Here is a 13,591-nt window from a genome sequence, read left to right as displayed (position 1 = left end):
CTAGGAACCTCTCTCTGTGGACCTCCGGCTGATTTACGCGCTGTGCCGTTTGAACGATGATCGTCAAACTCACGCGCCAGCAGGTTCTACCAAGCGCCGCCATATGATCGTTATCGTAGTAGCTTTCGTGGCGGGGTCGGCGTGAAGCAGATCTAGATTGCGGCGTTGTCACGATCCGGCAGCGCGGCGGTGACTTTTCGTCAAATTCGGTCCCTCTTGAAGCGTGCTCGTACGCGGGACGGGGCAATCAGATGCATGATCGAACTGCCGACCTGAAGCCATCGGTAGGCGCGTTGCCGGAGCTGAAAGGCTACGGCCGCGATTTGCGCATTGATGCCTGCCGCGGCATCGCGCTCTGGTGCATCTTTCTTGATCATGTCCCCAACAACATCGGGAGCTGGCTGACGCTGCGGAACTACGGCTTCAGCGATGCCGCGGAAGTGTTCATGTTCGTGTCGGGCGTAACCTGCACGTTGGCCTACGGCAAGGCATGGCGCTGCGGGGGCTGGACCGGCGTGATCGGCCGAACGCTGTGGCGAAGCTGGGATATTTATGTCGCATTTCTGCTGCTCACGCTCGCCTGCGCCATCATGGTTCACCTCGCAGGCGGCGGCCATCTTGCCGACGAGAGCAATACGCGCATTCTGTTGGAACAGCCGGGCGTGACGCTCGCGCACGCGGCGATCCTGCAATACTGCCCCGTCAACACCGACGTCTTGCCGCTCTTCGTGCTTTATCACCTTTTGTTCGCGCCGCTGCTGTGGCTGCTGCTGCGAGCGCCGAACGCAACGCTCGGCGCGTCGCTGTTGCTTTACGCACTGGTGCACGTCTTCGGCTGGAGCATCCCGGCATGGCCGAACGGCCACTGGGCCTTCAATCCGCTGGCGTGGCAGCTGCTGGTCGTGCTTGGCGTGTGGTGGATGATCGAAGACAAGAGAGCCCGGCCATGGGTGACCTCAGGCACCGCGCTTGTGGCTGCCGCTCTCTATCTGGTGTTCAGCCTCATCATCGCATTGAGCTGGAGCATCAAACCGCTGGAAGCGCTGGTCCCGCAGGCGCTGCTGACGCTGCTTTACCCGATGGACAAATCGAATCTCGATCCATTGCGACTGCTGCATTTCTTGGCCCTTGCGGTTTTGGTGGTATGGTTAGTGCCTCGCAATTGGCGAGGGCTGACGACGGCGGTGATGCGCGGCGCCATTCTCTGTGGCCAGAATTCGCTGCCAATCTACTGCCTCGGCGTTCTGCTGACGTTCGCCAGCCGCCTGGCGCTGCTCGGCATCTCGGAGGGGCTGACGATGCAGATCGCGCTCAGTGTTGGTGGCGTCCTGGTGACGATCGTGGCGGCGACGCTGCTGAACTTGATCAAGATCAAGCCGAGGCAGCAGCCGGACGCGAAGCCCGTCGAGCAGACAACCAGGTCTGAGCTGGTCGTCAATCTCAAGCCAGCCAAGGCGCTCGGCGTTGACATTCCGCCCACGTCGCCCGCCTCGGGCCGACGAGGTGGCCGAATAAGGATGCTGTTTGTTCCGGTGCGCGAGTCCGGCTGCGGCGCTGGTCCAGTGCCAGCAATGAGCACGCCTTCGGGCCACCAGCGAAAACTGTGGGTCAGGTCGTGAATTAGATCACAAGGACCGTGGAGCCTGCCCTTTATTCTTCCGGCCATCGTACAGAGGAGCCAAGGCCATGATTTCCCACCCAAGGACCCACAAGGGAGCGGTGCTGATCGCGGCGTGTGTGATGTTTGCCTGCGTAGCGGCATTATTGTCGGTCAACCTGACGTCACCCACTAGCGCCGCGCTCGGCGCTGACTGGCAGTGCAGCCGGCTTGCGCTCGTTATCACGACCTGCACCCATGTGCGTGCACACGAGACCGTTTCAACTGGCGTGCGCAAGCGGACCTGGTACCCGGAATCATAGCTCGGTGACGCGGCGGTCTTTGAAGCGGCGTTGCCGGGCCTTTTTCTTGGTCCAGACGTTTCTTGGTCCAGACGAAGGGCTCAGATCTGACGTTATATGCTTTGATGTAGTGACCTGCCCCTAAGAATTTGCGGCCTATGCCGCCAACCTCACCGCAACGGGCGATCGGCTGCGCAACCCCGACCAGTTCCGCCAATCGCCCGTTGCTGCACCCGCGCCACTCGGCGCAAAATTCAACAGGACTCTAAATGCTACTGGATGAAACTTCGGTGGCAGGTCACTCGCAATGACGCCCGTGACGCAGGCAACATCGTTCTATGAAGCCGCGCGTTGCGCCTCGCCGTAGACGCGGGCCAGCAGGCTTCGGGCGGTATCGCCGGCCTGCAGCGCGGCGACGGTGACCGAAGGCTCCGTGCGCGTATCGCGCTTGCCGTGGGAGGTGTGGCGCATCACGCTGGAGAGGCGGCGCGCGATGGCGTGAGCCGAGCGCAGATCGGTCTCGGCGAACACGACGACGACCGAGCCGTTGTCCTCGTGGGTGCCGAAATCCATCCGCCGCATCAGGCGGCTGATGATGCGCGCGCCGTCATACTGCGCGCGCGGATTGACCGGATCGAACGCGAAGCGGGCGACGGCAAGGCTGCCGCCGTTCTTCTGGGTCTGGCTGACGGCGGCGGCGAAGTCGCGGGCGAACGCGTTGCGGGTGAGCAGGCCGGTCTGCGGATCGAGCATGCCGCCGGCTTCGATGGCGCGCAGCGTGCGGTTGAGGCGGGCCTCGAAGGCGTGCTGGCGGATCAAGGGCAGGGCGCTGGCCGCGATGTGCGCGGGTGCGCCGGCGATGATCTCGAGATTGGCGAGTTCCTGCAGCGGTGCCGGCTGGTTCGCGGTGACGACCACGGCGAGGTTGCGGAAGCGAGTGTCCTCGGCAAGGACGGCGAGGAACGCATCGACCACGCGCGGCGAAAAACCTTCGCCGAGCACGATGCCGTCGATGTCGCGGCTCGACAGATGCTTCGCGGCGGCTTCGATGCTCAGCGCGCCGACCACGGCCATGCGCTCACCGAGCGCAACCGAGAGGCCGGGCAGAGAGATGCCGCGGCCGAGCAGTAGCACGGTCGCATCATCGAGCGGGTCTGTTTCCGGCAGCGCGGCGTCGGGCGTCTTCTTCTCGTCGAGACGGCGCAACACGGTGGTGTGCAGAGTGCGGACACGCAGGGCGGCGCGCAATCGCGCCAGCAGCCGTTCGTGGTTGTCGCTGTCCTGCAGGGGAAGAGCGTGATCGGGCAGGGTTGCGTCACCCGGCGTGATTGCGATCAGCGGCACGTAGGGCTTTCGCGCGCCGATATGACGCGAGAGCGCCGCAAGCTCGGCCGCATCAGCGCCCTCCATCACGGCCACCACTGCGGCCGGCTGCACCTTGGACATCGCGCTCAGCGCATCGGTCCAGCGCGTTTCGACGGAGGGGAGAATCTGCGCCGCCGCGAGGGCAGCCGTCAGCGAAGGCCGCGTGGAAGGAGAGACGATGAGAAGCGGGCCTTGTGGGGACATCCAGGAAACTCAGGATACGCTGACGATACGTCGCGATCCTAGGTCGTTCCCGTTAACGCGGCGTCAACACTGTTCCGAACGCACCGGTTCCCCTGTCAGAGCGCGCGCCCTTCTCGCGGGCGCACCGGATCGACGACCTGGCCAACGCGGCAATATCAACCGCCCGAGCTGGCGCGATCGCGGAAGGCCTCGACCATCAGCGGATTGAGTCCGAGTTCGGCGAGCGCTTCCCGTGCGCGCGCATTGTCCATCGCGCGGCCCGCGAGGCGGTGACCGCTGAGACGGTCGGGCAGAGCGGTGAGCAGCGCGCCTTGGCCGAGCCGCCGTGACCATTCGTGCAGATCTTGCGCGAGGAAGCGGTAGCCGCCCACGGCCATCACGCCTGCCGGCGGCGCCGTGATCGAGATTGTGTCCTGGGCGCGGTCGAAACGCACGGCGTATTCGGTGTCGACGTAGTCGCGCGGCGCTGCCGGCAGCAGCGAGTCGCTTGGCGGCGGCGGTGGCGCGTAGGCGGCCAGCACGACCATGGGCCCACGCAGTCCGAGCGTGCCCTTCGGCGTCACCAGGATCTCGCCGGCGATCGACGAGCCCGGCTGTTCGCGCGGCGCGCCCTGGCGTCCCGGTTTGACCGGGCCCGGGCTGCCGTCGGCCGCGGTGCGGCGCACCGCGAACAGGCCGGCTTCGCCGAACAGATAGACATCGGTGAGCTCGATGTCGCGCGTCTTCCACGATGCGCTCGACGCGACCTGCTCGGGCGCGCGCCACAGGCCGAGCACATAGCGCAGGTTCGGCAGCCGCGCGGCGAGGTCGCCCTCGTCGAGACGCAAGGCGAGTTGGGCCGGGGCGATCAGCGTATCGCAGGCCAGCTCCGCGAGCTGCTGTTCCAGCGCATCGGCGTCGAACGGGTGATGTAGCGCAAGGGTGCCGCCGGACAACAGCCATGTCACGACCGAAGCGGCGAGACCGGCGAATGACGACGGCAGGAAGGCCGACATCATATTCACGCCCTGCGGCAGATCGCTCTCGAGCGAGACGGCGAGCCCGCCGGCGATCAGGCTCAAATGGGTGCGCGGGACGGCGCGGAAGCCGTCGGCGGTCACGTCGAACGAGACGATCGCGGCCTTGCGGCCGTCCGGCATCATCCCGCGCGTCGAACGCGAGGGTTTTGCGATCGACTGGTCCAGCGAATACATGCCCTCCGGCAGGTCGGAGCCGAAGCCGCAGACGTGGCGGATCGAGAACGCCTCCGCCGCCGCGTTCATCGCGAGATCGGAGTGGATCACGCCGTCGATCTTCGACATCGTGACGATGGCGCGCGCGCTGGTGCGGTTCAGCGCCGCCACGAGCTCCGACTGACGCCACAGCAGCGGGAACACGGCGACCACGAGGCCGGCGCGATGCGCGGCCAGCACCGTCAGCACGAACTCGATGGTGTTGGGCAGTTGGACCGCGATCACCGAATGAGCGGGCAGGCCGGCGTCGATGAAATGCGCCGCCAGCGCAGAGATCACGCGATCGGCTTCGGCATAGGTCAGGCGCATCGGCGGCCGCCCGGCGACGCGCTGCTTGTTGATCGGATCGACCAGCGCAACCGCATCCGGCTTGCGCGCCAGGATGCGTTGAAACAACGCGTCGAGCGTCGGCGACGTATTGGCCTGATTCACCTGTTGCCCCGTACTTTCACGGACCCGGCCACGACCAATTGCCCCGATTGGTCACTTCTGTGCCGGCTCCGGCCGCTGCCACCAGCTCTCCGGGAGCGCTCCCGTCAAAGCCGTCCTCTTTGGCCGTTCTATACGATTCCACCGAGCAATCCATTCCTCGGCGGCATTGAGCACTGGAATAGCGTAGAACCCCGCCATCAGGGTACGGTCCAATGCGCGAACCGTCGAGATAAATTCCGGCCTGTCGCGGGCGCGCAACAGCGCCGCGATCATGGCGTCGATCGCAGGATCCTTGGCGCCCATGTAGTTGCGGGTTCCGGTGCGGTCGGCGGCCTCGCTGCCCCAATAGAACGCCTGCTCGTTGCCGGGAGACAGCGACTGGTCCCAGCGGTTCTGGATCATGTCGAACTCGAAGCTCAGGCGGCGCTGGTCGAACTGCACGGGATCGACGACCCTGATCGAAGCATTGATGCCGGCCCGCTTGAGACTGCCGGCGTAAGCCAGTGCAATACGCTCCTGATCGCGCGTCGTGACCAGGATCTCGAAGGCGAGGGGGGCCCGCGTCGTCCGATGCCGCAAGACGGTCCCGTCGAAGCCGTAGCCAGCCTCGTTCAGCAGATCGAGCGCCGCCTTCAGCGTTGCGCGGTCGCGGCCGGACCCGTCGGTGATCGGCAGGCGGTAGCTGCCGTCCAGGATGTCGGCGGGGATCTGCGCGGCGTACGGCTTCAACAGCTCGAGCTCGGCCGCATCGGCTGGACGTCCATAGGCCGAAAGCTCGGATCCGGCGAAATAGCCGCCGCTGCGGCGGTACAGCCCGAAGAAGTAGTTGCGGTTGATCCATTCGAAATCGAACAGCAGCGTCAGCGCACGGCGCACCTTCACGTCGGCGAACACCGGCCGCCGCGTGTTGAACACCAGGAACTGCGAGGGCTGCGGCATCCCCGAGGTGAAGCTGTCGCGGATGACCTCGCCATTGCGCGCGGCCGGGAAATCGTACCCGTCGTGCCAGCGCAGCGGCTCGGTCTCGACGCGGAAGTCGTACAGCCCGCGTTTGAAGGCTTCGAACTGTCCATTGGACTCGCGGTAGTAATCGAGCCTGATCTCGTCGAAGTTCCACAATCCGCGGTTGACCGGCAGGTCGCGTCCCCAATAGTCCGGATTGCGGGTGAGGGTGACGCTGGATCCCGGCTGCACCGCCGTGACACGATACGGGCCTGACCCGAGCGGCGCGGTCATCGTCGTGTCCTCGAAGCTCGCCACGTCCGTCGCGTGCTTCGCTAGAATGGGCATCAGGCCGAGGATCAGCGGCAGCTCGCGGTCCTCGGCGCCGCCGAAATCGAACCGGATGGTCAGCGGGTCGAGCACGTCGGCCCTGGCGACCTTGCCGTAGAACTGCCGGTGGTTGGGGCGGCCGTGATCGCGCAGCAGCGCAAAGGAGAACGCCACGTCCTCGGCGAGCACCGGGCTGCCGTCGGAGAAGCGGGCACGCGGGTCGAGTCGGAAGGTGACATAGGTCCTGTTCTCGTCGGTCTCGACGGTTTTCGCCAGCAGGCCATACAGCGTGAACGGCTCGTCATTGCCGCGAGTGAGCAGGCTCTCGACCACATAGCTGCGGATTTGCTGCACTGCGATGCCGCGGACGATGAACGGGTTCAGGCTATCGAAGGTGCCGAGCAGTCCCCAGACCAGACGACCGCCCTTGGGCGCGTCGGGATTCGCGTACGCCATGTGGTCGAAGTCGGCGGGCAAGGCCGGGTGACCATGCATGGCGATCGCCGCAGTTTCTGCCGCGTTCGCCGTGGGAGTGTAGACCGCGGGCAACAATGCCAGAATGACGGCGACCCATCGCACGGCCGCGCTGAACATGCGCTGCAGCATCAGGATCGGGGCGCAAGCATTTGATTCGGAACAGGTCACAAGGGGCTTTTACCACAGGCTCGCCAGCGCTAGACCGCGGCTTCGACATGGTCTCGCGGCATTGATTCTTCCGCGCACCGCGTTAAGAAGGCGGGCGATTGAGTGAGGGCGGCAACGCCTGTCACTTAACCGCCTCATTTCCTGAGGAGACAGCCGCTTCAACGGCTTGGTGTGGCGCCTTTGGCGGTCTCGGGCGCTGCCGTTCAGAAAGGGTTTTCCGCAATGAATTTCCGTGACTTGGCCTCGTCGGTTGGGCCGCGTGGGCGGCTCGTCGCGCTGCTCGCGGTCACCGCGCTGGCCGTTTCCTTCGCTTCTTCGGTTGCGCAGGCTCAAGCGCCGAAGGCGAAGGCTCCGGCTGCCGCTCCCAAGGCTCCCGCTCCGGCCGCTCAGGCCCCTGCAACTCCTCCCGCCGGCGGCCAGCCTCAGGCCCAGGCTCAGCAGGAGATGCCGCAGCTGATCTACGCGCCGTGGACCAAGTTCTGCCTGAAGGGGCAGGATGCCAACGCCAAGCAGGTCTGCTTCATCGGCAAGGACGGCCGCATCGAATCCGGTCAGCCTGTGGTTGCAGCCGTCATCATCGAGCCTGAAGGCGAGCCGAAGAAGATCCTGCGCGTGACGCTGCCGCTCGGCATGCAGCTCCAGCCCGGAACCCGCATCGTCATCGACAACAACCAGTTCATGGAAGGCAAATACGTCATCTGCTTCCAGAACGGCTGCATGTCGGACTACGAAGCCACGCCTGAGTTCGTGAACAACCTGAAGAAGGGCCAGACCCTGTTTGTCCAGGCGATCAACTCGAACGGCACCGCGCTGACGCTGCCGCTGCCGCTGCAGGAAGGCAACAGCAGCTTCGCCAAAGCCTATGATGGCCCGCCGACCGACCCGAAGCAGTTCGAGGAGACCCAGAAGAAGCTGCAGGAAGAGCTGCAGAAGCGCGCCGAGGAGCAGCGCAAGAAGCTCGAGCAGACCCAGCCAGGCCAGCCGCAGGCGAAGCAGTAACGCCGGTCGGGTCCATTCCGCAAAATCAAGGGCGCTCCATTCGGAGCGCCTTTTTCGTTCTGCGAACGGATGTGAGGGGAACTTGCGCGCCGGGACCAAAGATCAAGCCTGCGCCGACGGCGCTGGGTTGAAACCCTCCGGTCGACAGGTCAGTTCATCAGCGGATTGCGCGGACGATAGCCGCCCGACTTGTCCTTGATGAAGATCTCCGCAACCTGGGAATGGCGGATCGGCTCGCCGGACTCGTCGGGAACCAGGTTCTGCTCGGAGACATAGGCGACGTATTCGGATTCCGCGTTCTCGGCCAGCAGGTGATAGAATGGCTGGTCCTTGTGCGGACGGACCTCCTCGGGAATCGACAACCACCATTCCTCAGTGTTGTTGAACTCCGGATCGATGTCAAAAATCACGCCCCGGAACGAGAACACCCGATGCCGGACGATCTGGCCGATCTGAAACTTGGCAGTTCGCGCTTTGATCATCCCAGTCGAATAGACCAGGATGGGGAGCGATGCTAGTGCCCCGCGGGCGGATTTGATCTAGACCAATCCGATTCGCGTCAAGCCGCGACGCCCCCGCATTCCAGGCCCTTCCCAGGCCCCCTCAGGGGGTCATCTTCCGAGCCCATGTTCGACATTCTCAATCTGGCCCTGCCTTATTTCGGCGTCGTTTTCATAGGCTTCGCCTGCGGTAAGTGGAGGAGGCTGCCCGAAGCCGGGCTCGCCTGGATGAACTTCTTCCTGCTCTACGTCTCGCTGCCCGCTTTGATGTTCAACCTCATCGCGCGCACGCCGTTCACGGAGCTGAGCAACCCTCCCTTCCTGGTTGCAACGACGCTTGCCACCATGCTCACCTTCGCCCTGGCGCTCGTGCTCGGCAAGGCCATCGGGCGGCTGTCGCTGCGCGAGGCGACCATGGCCGGGCTCGCGGGTGGCTACGGCAATATCGGCTATATGGGGCCGGGGCTGGCGCTGGCCGTGCTCGGGACTAAGGCGGCGGCGCCGACCGCGCTGATCTTCTGCTGCGACAGCATCTTCCTGTTCTCGATCGTGCCGCTGCTCGTCGAGCTGACCGAGCGCGACCACGCCTCGGTGGCGCATGCGCTGCGCACCGTGCTGCGCCAGATCCTGCAGAACCCGCTGATCATGGCGACGGCAGCCGGCATCCTGGCGGCCGCATTTCAGCTGCATCCGCCGACGGTGCTCGATCGCACCCTGCAGTTCCTGCAGAACGCCGCTGCGCCGACGGCGCTGTTCGCGCTCGGCGTGACCGTGGCGCTGCGCCCGTTCGAGCGGCTGCCCTGGGAGGTGCCGGTCCTGACCGTGGTGAAGCTCGTCGTCCACCCGCTGCTGTCGTTCGGGCTGATGCTGCTGTTCGGGCCGTTCGCGCAGCCCTGGGCGGCGACCGCGGTGCTGATGGCGGCGCTGCCGCCGGCGCTCAATGTGTTCGTAATCGCGCGCCAGAATGACAGCTGGATCGAGCCGGCCTCATCGGCGGTGCTGATCGGCACCTTCGCCTCGGTGATCACCCTGACCAGCGTGATGTGGCTGATCCAGACTGGCCGGCTGGTGTTTCCCTGACGGTGCTCAACCGGCCCTGCGCGTGGCTCTCCATGACGGCGCCAGGCCCTCGCGCATCGCGAGCCGCCGCAGCGGGCCGATGCCGCCGATCAGGTGCATGCCGACGGCGCGCAGCGACTGCATCGGCAGGAGATCGCTGAGCAGCGAGCGGTTGGCGACGTCGATGGCGAAGGTGCGGCTCAGGATGTCGGCGCGGCGCGCCGCACCATAGCGCGCGAGCACCTGCGGCGCCCCGATATCCTCGCCGGCCGCATTGGCCTTGCGCACGACATCGGCGATGTCGATGCCGTCGCGCAGGCCGAGGTTCAGTCCCTGGGCACCGATCGGCGGCACCACATGCGCGGCCTCGCCGACCAGGACGATGCGGTTTTGCGCGTAGCGCAGGGGCCGCTCGATCGCGAGCGGAAACACATGGCGGCCCGGCTCGACGCGAACGCGGCCGAAGATCGAATGCGACTGCCGCTCGGCCGCGGCGGACAGGGCATCGTCGTCGAGCGCGAACAGCCGGTCGGCCTCCTTCGGGGCTGCGACCCAGACGACGCTGGAGCGGTCGCCCGGCAGCGGCACGAACACACAAGGTCCCTGCGGCGTGTGGAATTCCGTCGACACGTTGTGATGCGGCCGCGCATGGGTGATGTTGAAGGTCAGCGCCGACTGTTGCAGCGTGCGCCGGCTCACGCCGATGCCGGCGGCCTCGCGGCACAGCGAATGCCGGCCATCGGCGCCGATCACGAGCCGCGCCGTCAGCACGCGGCCCGATGCGCTGGTGACGGTCACCGCATCGGCATCGCTGCGGACGCTTTCCGCATCCTCGGCGATCCGCATCAGGCCGTCGATCTCGCCGGCGCGTTGTTCCAGCGCCTCGACCAGGACGGCATTGGCGACGTTGTAGCCGAACACGTCGAGACCGATCTCGTCGGCGACGAAGCGCACCTCCGGGGCCCGGATCAGCCGGCCGGTATCGTCGACCAGCCGCATCGCCTTCAGGCCGGCGGCGCGGTCACGGCACGATGACCAGACGCCGATCTCGTCGAGGAAATCGACCGAGCCGCCGAGCAGGGCGGTGGTGCGGTTGTCTGCATACGGGGCCTTGCGGGCCACGAGCGCCGTCCGCGCCCCGGTCTGCGACAAGGCAACGGCGGCGGCGAGCCCGGCGGGCCCGCCGCCGACGACGATGACATCAAAGCTGGCGTCTGTGTTGCTCATGCGGGAACATTTGACGTTCCTGCGGGGCTTTTTCAAGAGTATTGCGTGAGCCTGCGCGGCGCATCGCCGCAACGGCGGATATGCAATTGGCTCCGATTCCTGATAGCACTGGCGCCGCATGGATCAGTTGAGACCAGAGAGCAGGGTGGCCGCAACGCCCGCCCATCGCGCCGCGGCGTTCTCGGTGCACGTCTTCACCGCGCTCGGTGCGGGCGTCGCGCTGCTCGCGCTGCTCGAGGCCGTGCGCGAGCATTGGACTGCGATGTTCTGGTGGCTCGGCGTCGCGCTCGTCATCGACGGCATCGACGGACCGCTGGCGCGTCGGCTCGACGTCGTCCATGTGCAGCCGGACTGGTCGGGCGAAGTGCTCGATCTGGTAGTGGATTTCACGACCTATGTGTTCGTGCCGGCCTACGCCATCACCGCCAGCGGGATGCTGCTGCCGCTCGCGGCGCCTGTCATCGGCGTCGGCATCGCCGTCACCGGCGCGCTGTATTTCGCCGATCGCCGCATGAAGAGCGACGACAATCATTTTCGCGGCTTTCCGGGACTCTGGAACATCGCGGCATTCTACCTGTTCCTGCTGCATCCCTCGCCATCGTTGGCGACCTTGGGGCTCGCGGTCCTGATCGCGCTGACCTTCGTCCCATTCCATGTCATCCACCCGGTGCGCGTCGAACGGCTGCGCTGGCTGACGCTGCCGCTGGTCGCGCTCTGGGGCGTCCTGGTCATCGATGTGCTGGGAAACAACTTCGCCGTGGACCCGATCGTGACGACGCTGTTGTGCGCGATCGCCCTCTACATCGTCGCGAGCGACTCCGCGATCCGCCTGTTGAGATCCTTGAAAGCATGATCGACCTTCTGACCAGTCCCGAAGCGTGGGCGGCGCTGCTCACCCTGACCGCCCTCGAGATCGTTCTCGGCATCGACAACGTCATCTTCCTGTCGGTGATCACCTCGCGCATCCCGCAGCCGCAGGCGACACGCGCCCGGCAGGTCGGGCTGGCGCTGGCCTTGATCTTCCGCATCGTGCTACTCAGCGTGCTGGTCTGGCTGATCGGGCTGACGCAGCCGGTGCTCACGATCGGCGGCGTCGGCTTCTCCTGGCGCGACATCATCCTGATCGCCGGCGGCTTGTTCCTGATCGCCAAGGCCACGCATGAGATCCATGCCGAGGTCGAGGCGCGTGAGGACGGCGGGTCGCAGGGCGGCGGCACCAACAAGTTCTTTTGGGTGATCGTGCAGATCATCGTCATCGATCTCGTGTTCTCGCTGGACTCGATCATCACGGCGATCGGCATGGCCCAGGATCTCGAGATCATGATCGCCGCCGTCATCATCGCCATGGTCATCATGTACGTGTCCTCCGGACCGGTCGCTCGCTTCGTGGCGAACCATCCGACCACCAAGATGCTGGCGCTCGCCTTCCTGGTCCTGATCGGCGTCGCGCTGGTCGCCGACGGCTTCAAGTTCCACATCCCGCGCGGCTACATCTACTTCGCGATTGTCTTTGCGCTGGCGGTCGAAGCCTTCAACGTGATGGCCTCGCGCAACCGCAGGAAGCGCAACGCCTGACAGGTGCCGAGTTGACAAGGCCGTCGTGATCGCCTTCGCTTTTGCCTCCGGCAGCGCCCGATGCGCGGCCGGAGTCCGGCTCCTTCAACGGAGCCGGATGTCCGATGAGAATCAGGTAAGTGTCGGAAGTTCTTTCGCCGGATTCTCGGACGCGGCGATGGAGAGTCCGAAGGGAGATGGTGGGATGACCAAGGCGGTGCGCGTGCACAAGGTGGGAGGCCCCGAGGTGCTCGTCTATGAGCCGGTCGACGTCGCCGCGCCTGGCCCCGGCGAGGTCCGCATCCGCCAGCACGCGATCGGCCTGAACTTCATCGACGTGTACTACCGCACCGGACTGTACAAGGCGCCCGGCCTGCCGTTCATCACCGGCAACGAGGCGGCAGGCGAGGTGATCGCCGTAGGGCCGGGCGTCACGAATTTTCATCCCGGTGACCGCGTCGCCTACTACGAAAATCTGGGCGGCTACGCGACCGAGCGCAATATCGCTTGGCAGCGCCTGGTCAAGCTGCCCGACCACATCACCTATGAGCAGGGCGCGGTGCTGATGCTCAAGGGGCTGACGGTCTGGTATCTGCTGCACAAGACGTTCAAGGTCGAGCCGCACCATCGCGTGCTGATCCACGCTGCCGCCGGCGGCATCGGCCTGCTGGCCTGCCAGTGGGCGCGCGCGCTTGGTGCGCACGTCATCGGCACCGTCGGCTCCAAGGCGAAGGCCGATCTCGCCCTGGCCAATGGCTGCGACCACGTCATCCTCTACAACGAGGAGGACTTCGTCGCACGGGTCAAGCAGATCAGCCGCGGTGAATTGTGCGACGTGGTCTATGACGGGGTCGGCAAGTCGACCTTCCCCGGCTCGTTGTCCTGCTTGAAGCCGCGCGGTCTGTTCGTCAGCTTCGGCAATGCCTCGGGTCCGGTGCCGCCATTCTCGATCGCGGAGCTCAACAGCCATGGCTCTTTGTTCGCGACCCGGCCGAAGCTCAACGACTACATCGGCAAACGGTCCGAGTTGCTGGAGGGCGCCGACACGCTGTTCTCGGCGGTGATCAGCGGCAAGCTGCACGTGCAGATCAATCACGCCTATGCGCTGAAGGATGCGGGCCGGGCGCACGCCGATCTCGAAAGCCGCGCCACGACCGGGGCCTCGATCCTCAAGCCATAGGCGCTTGGCGATCGCGATCTGCC

At 65.6% G+C, this 13,591-nt stretch carries 11 protein-coding genes and 1 pseudogene; 7 read left to right on the top strand and 5 right to left on the bottom strand.

Annotated features, from left to right (window positions below; all coding sequences use genetic code 11):
* Positions 1-251: 251 nt before the first annotated feature.
* Together opgC and QX039_RS18335 are read left to right on the top strand one after the other, a co-directional pair.
* On the top strand, positions 252-1,619 hold the full coding sequence (opgC, locus tag QX039_RS18340) for an OpgC domain-containing protein (RefSeq protein ID WP_315772116.1): 1,368 nt from the start codon (positions 252-254) through the stop codon (positions 1,617-1,619).
* A 431-nt stretch (positions 1,620-2,050) separates the two neighbouring features.
* Positions 2,051-2,182, top strand: a pseudogene (locus tag QX039_RS18335) (IS3 family transposase); the annotation flags it as partial.
* A 53-nt stretch (positions 2,183-2,235) separates the two neighbouring features.
* Here the strand turns inward: QX039_RS18335 and QX039_RS18330 are convergent.
* The 3 genes from QX039_RS18330 to QX039_RS18320 all read right to left on the bottom strand — a co-directional run bounded on the left by QX039_RS18330 (position 2,236) and on the right by QX039_RS18320 (position 7,010).
* Positions 2,236-3,468 carry a GGDEF domain-containing protein gene (locus tag QX039_RS18330; protein ID WP_315772115.1) on the bottom strand — a complete coding sequence of 411 codons (1,233 nt, stop codon included), beginning with the start codon at positions 3,466-3,468 and terminating at the stop codon, positions 2,236-2,238.
* A gap of 155 nt (positions 3,469-3,623) precedes the next feature.
* On the bottom strand, positions 3,624-5,132 hold the full coding sequence (locus QX039_RS18325) for a class I adenylate-forming enzyme family protein (protein ID WP_315737910.1): 1,509 nt from the start codon (positions 5,130-5,132) through the stop codon (positions 3,624-3,626).
* Positions 5,133-5,183: 51 nt separating this feature from the next.
* Entirely contained in the window at positions 5,184-7,010 is a 1,827-nt protein-coding gene (locus QX039_RS18320; protein WP_315737911.1) for an extracellular solute-binding protein, read from the bottom strand.
* A 261-nt stretch (positions 7,011-7,271) separates the two neighbouring features.
* Between QX039_RS18320 and QX039_RS18315 the strand changes: the two genes are divergently transcribed.
* Positions 7,272-8,048 carry an invasion associated locus B family protein gene (locus tag QX039_RS18315; RefSeq protein WP_315737912.1) on the top strand — a complete coding sequence of 259 codons (777 nt, stop codon included), beginning with the start codon at positions 7,272-7,274 and terminating at the stop codon, positions 8,046-8,048.
* 149 nt (positions 8,049-8,197) lie between these two features.
* Here QX039_RS18315 and hspQ read toward each other — a convergent pair whose 3' ends face one another.
* A complete protein-coding gene (hspQ, locus tag QX039_RS18310; protein ID WP_315711998.1) occupies positions 8,198-8,530 on the bottom strand; it encodes a heat shock protein HspQ in 333 nt (110 codons plus the stop codon).
* A gap of 144 nt (positions 8,531-8,674) precedes the next feature.
* Between hspQ and QX039_RS18305 the strand changes: the two genes are divergently transcribed.
* Positions 8,675-9,628, top strand: a complete 954-nt coding sequence (locus QX039_RS18305) for an AEC family transporter (RefSeq protein WP_315737913.1) — start codon at positions 8,675-8,677, stop codon at positions 9,626-9,628.
* A gap of 6 nt (positions 9,629-9,634) precedes the next feature.
* Here the strand turns inward: QX039_RS18305 and QX039_RS18300 are convergent, their stop codons facing one another.
* Positions 9,635-10,834, bottom strand: coding sequence for a UbiH/UbiF family hydroxylase (locus tag QX039_RS18300; protein WP_315772113.1), 1,200 nt, complete (start codon positions 10,832-10,834; stop codon positions 9,635-9,637).
* Positions 10,835-10,952: 118 nt separating this feature from the next.
* Here QX039_RS18300 and pcsA point away from each other — a divergent pair, with 118 nt between their 5' ends.
* The 3 genes from pcsA to QX039_RS18285 all read left to right on the top strand — a co-directional run bounded on the left by pcsA (position 10,953) and on the right by QX039_RS18285 (position 13,568).
* Entirely contained in the window at positions 10,953-11,687 is a 735-nt protein-coding gene (gene pcsA, locus QX039_RS18295) for a phosphatidylcholine synthase (RefSeq protein WP_315772111.1), read from the top strand.
* Positions 11,684-12,409 carry a TerC family protein gene (locus QX039_RS18290; protein WP_315772109.1) on the top strand — a complete coding sequence of 242 codons (726 nt, stop codon included), beginning with the start codon at positions 11,684-11,686 and terminating at the stop codon, positions 12,407-12,409. The genes pcsA and QX039_RS18290 overlap by 4 nt, the downstream gene beginning before the upstream one ends.
* A gap of 184 nt (positions 12,410-12,593) precedes the next feature.
* Positions 12,594-13,568, top strand: a complete 975-nt coding sequence (locus tag QX039_RS18285; protein WP_315772107.1) for a quinone oxidoreductase — start codon at positions 12,594-12,596, stop codon at positions 13,566-13,568.
* The last annotated feature ends 23 nt before the right edge of the window (positions 13,569-13,591 follow it).

The sequence above is a fragment of the Bradyrhizobium sp. SZCCHNR1043 genome (assembly GCF_032489675.1).
Classification (GTDB): Bacteria; Pseudomonadota; Alphaproteobacteria; order Rhizobiales; family Xanthobacteraceae; genus Bradyrhizobium.
This window is presented reverse-complemented; position numbering and strand designations above follow the sequence as displayed.

Excerpts from the sequence above, each read along its gene's own strand:
- QX039_RS18330 (WP_315772115.1), bottom strand. The coding sequence starts at position 3,468 with ATGTCCCCACAAGGCCCGCTTCTCATCGTCTCTCCTTCCACGCGGCCT.
- pcsA (WP_315772111.1), top strand. The coding sequence starts at position 10,953 with ATGGATCAGTTGAGACCAGAGAGCAGGGTGGCCGCAACGCCCGCCCAT.
- QX039_RS18315 (WP_315737912.1), top strand. The coding sequence starts at position 7,272 with ATGAATTTCCGTGACTTGGCCTCGTCGGTTGGGCCGCGTGGGCGGCTC.
- opgC (WP_315772116.1), top strand. The coding sequence starts at position 252 with ATGCATGATCGAACTGCCGACCTGAAGCCATCGGTAGGCGCGTTGCCG.
- QX039_RS18285 (WP_315772107.1), top strand. The coding sequence starts at position 12,594 with ATGACCAAGGCGGTGCGCGTGCACAAGGTGGGAGGCCCCGAGGTGCTC.
- hspQ (WP_315711998.1), bottom strand. The coding sequence starts at position 8,530 with ATGATCAAAGCGCGAACTGCCAAGTTTCAGATCGGCCAGATCGTCCGG.
- QX039_RS18290 (WP_315772109.1), top strand. The coding sequence starts at position 11,684 with ATGATCGACCTTCTGACCAGTCCCGAAGCGTGGGCGGCGCTGCTCACC.
- QX039_RS18300 (WP_315772113.1), bottom strand. The coding sequence starts at position 10,834 with ATGAGCAACACAGACGCCAGCTTTGATGTCATCGTCGTCGGCGGCGGG.
- QX039_RS18320 (WP_315737911.1), bottom strand. The coding sequence starts at position 7,010 with ATGCTGCAGCGCATGTTCAGCGCGGCCGTGCGATGGGTCGCCGTCATT.
- QX039_RS18305 (WP_315737913.1), top strand. The coding sequence starts at position 8,675 with ATGTTCGACATTCTCAATCTGGCCCTGCCTTATTTCGGCGTCGTTTTC.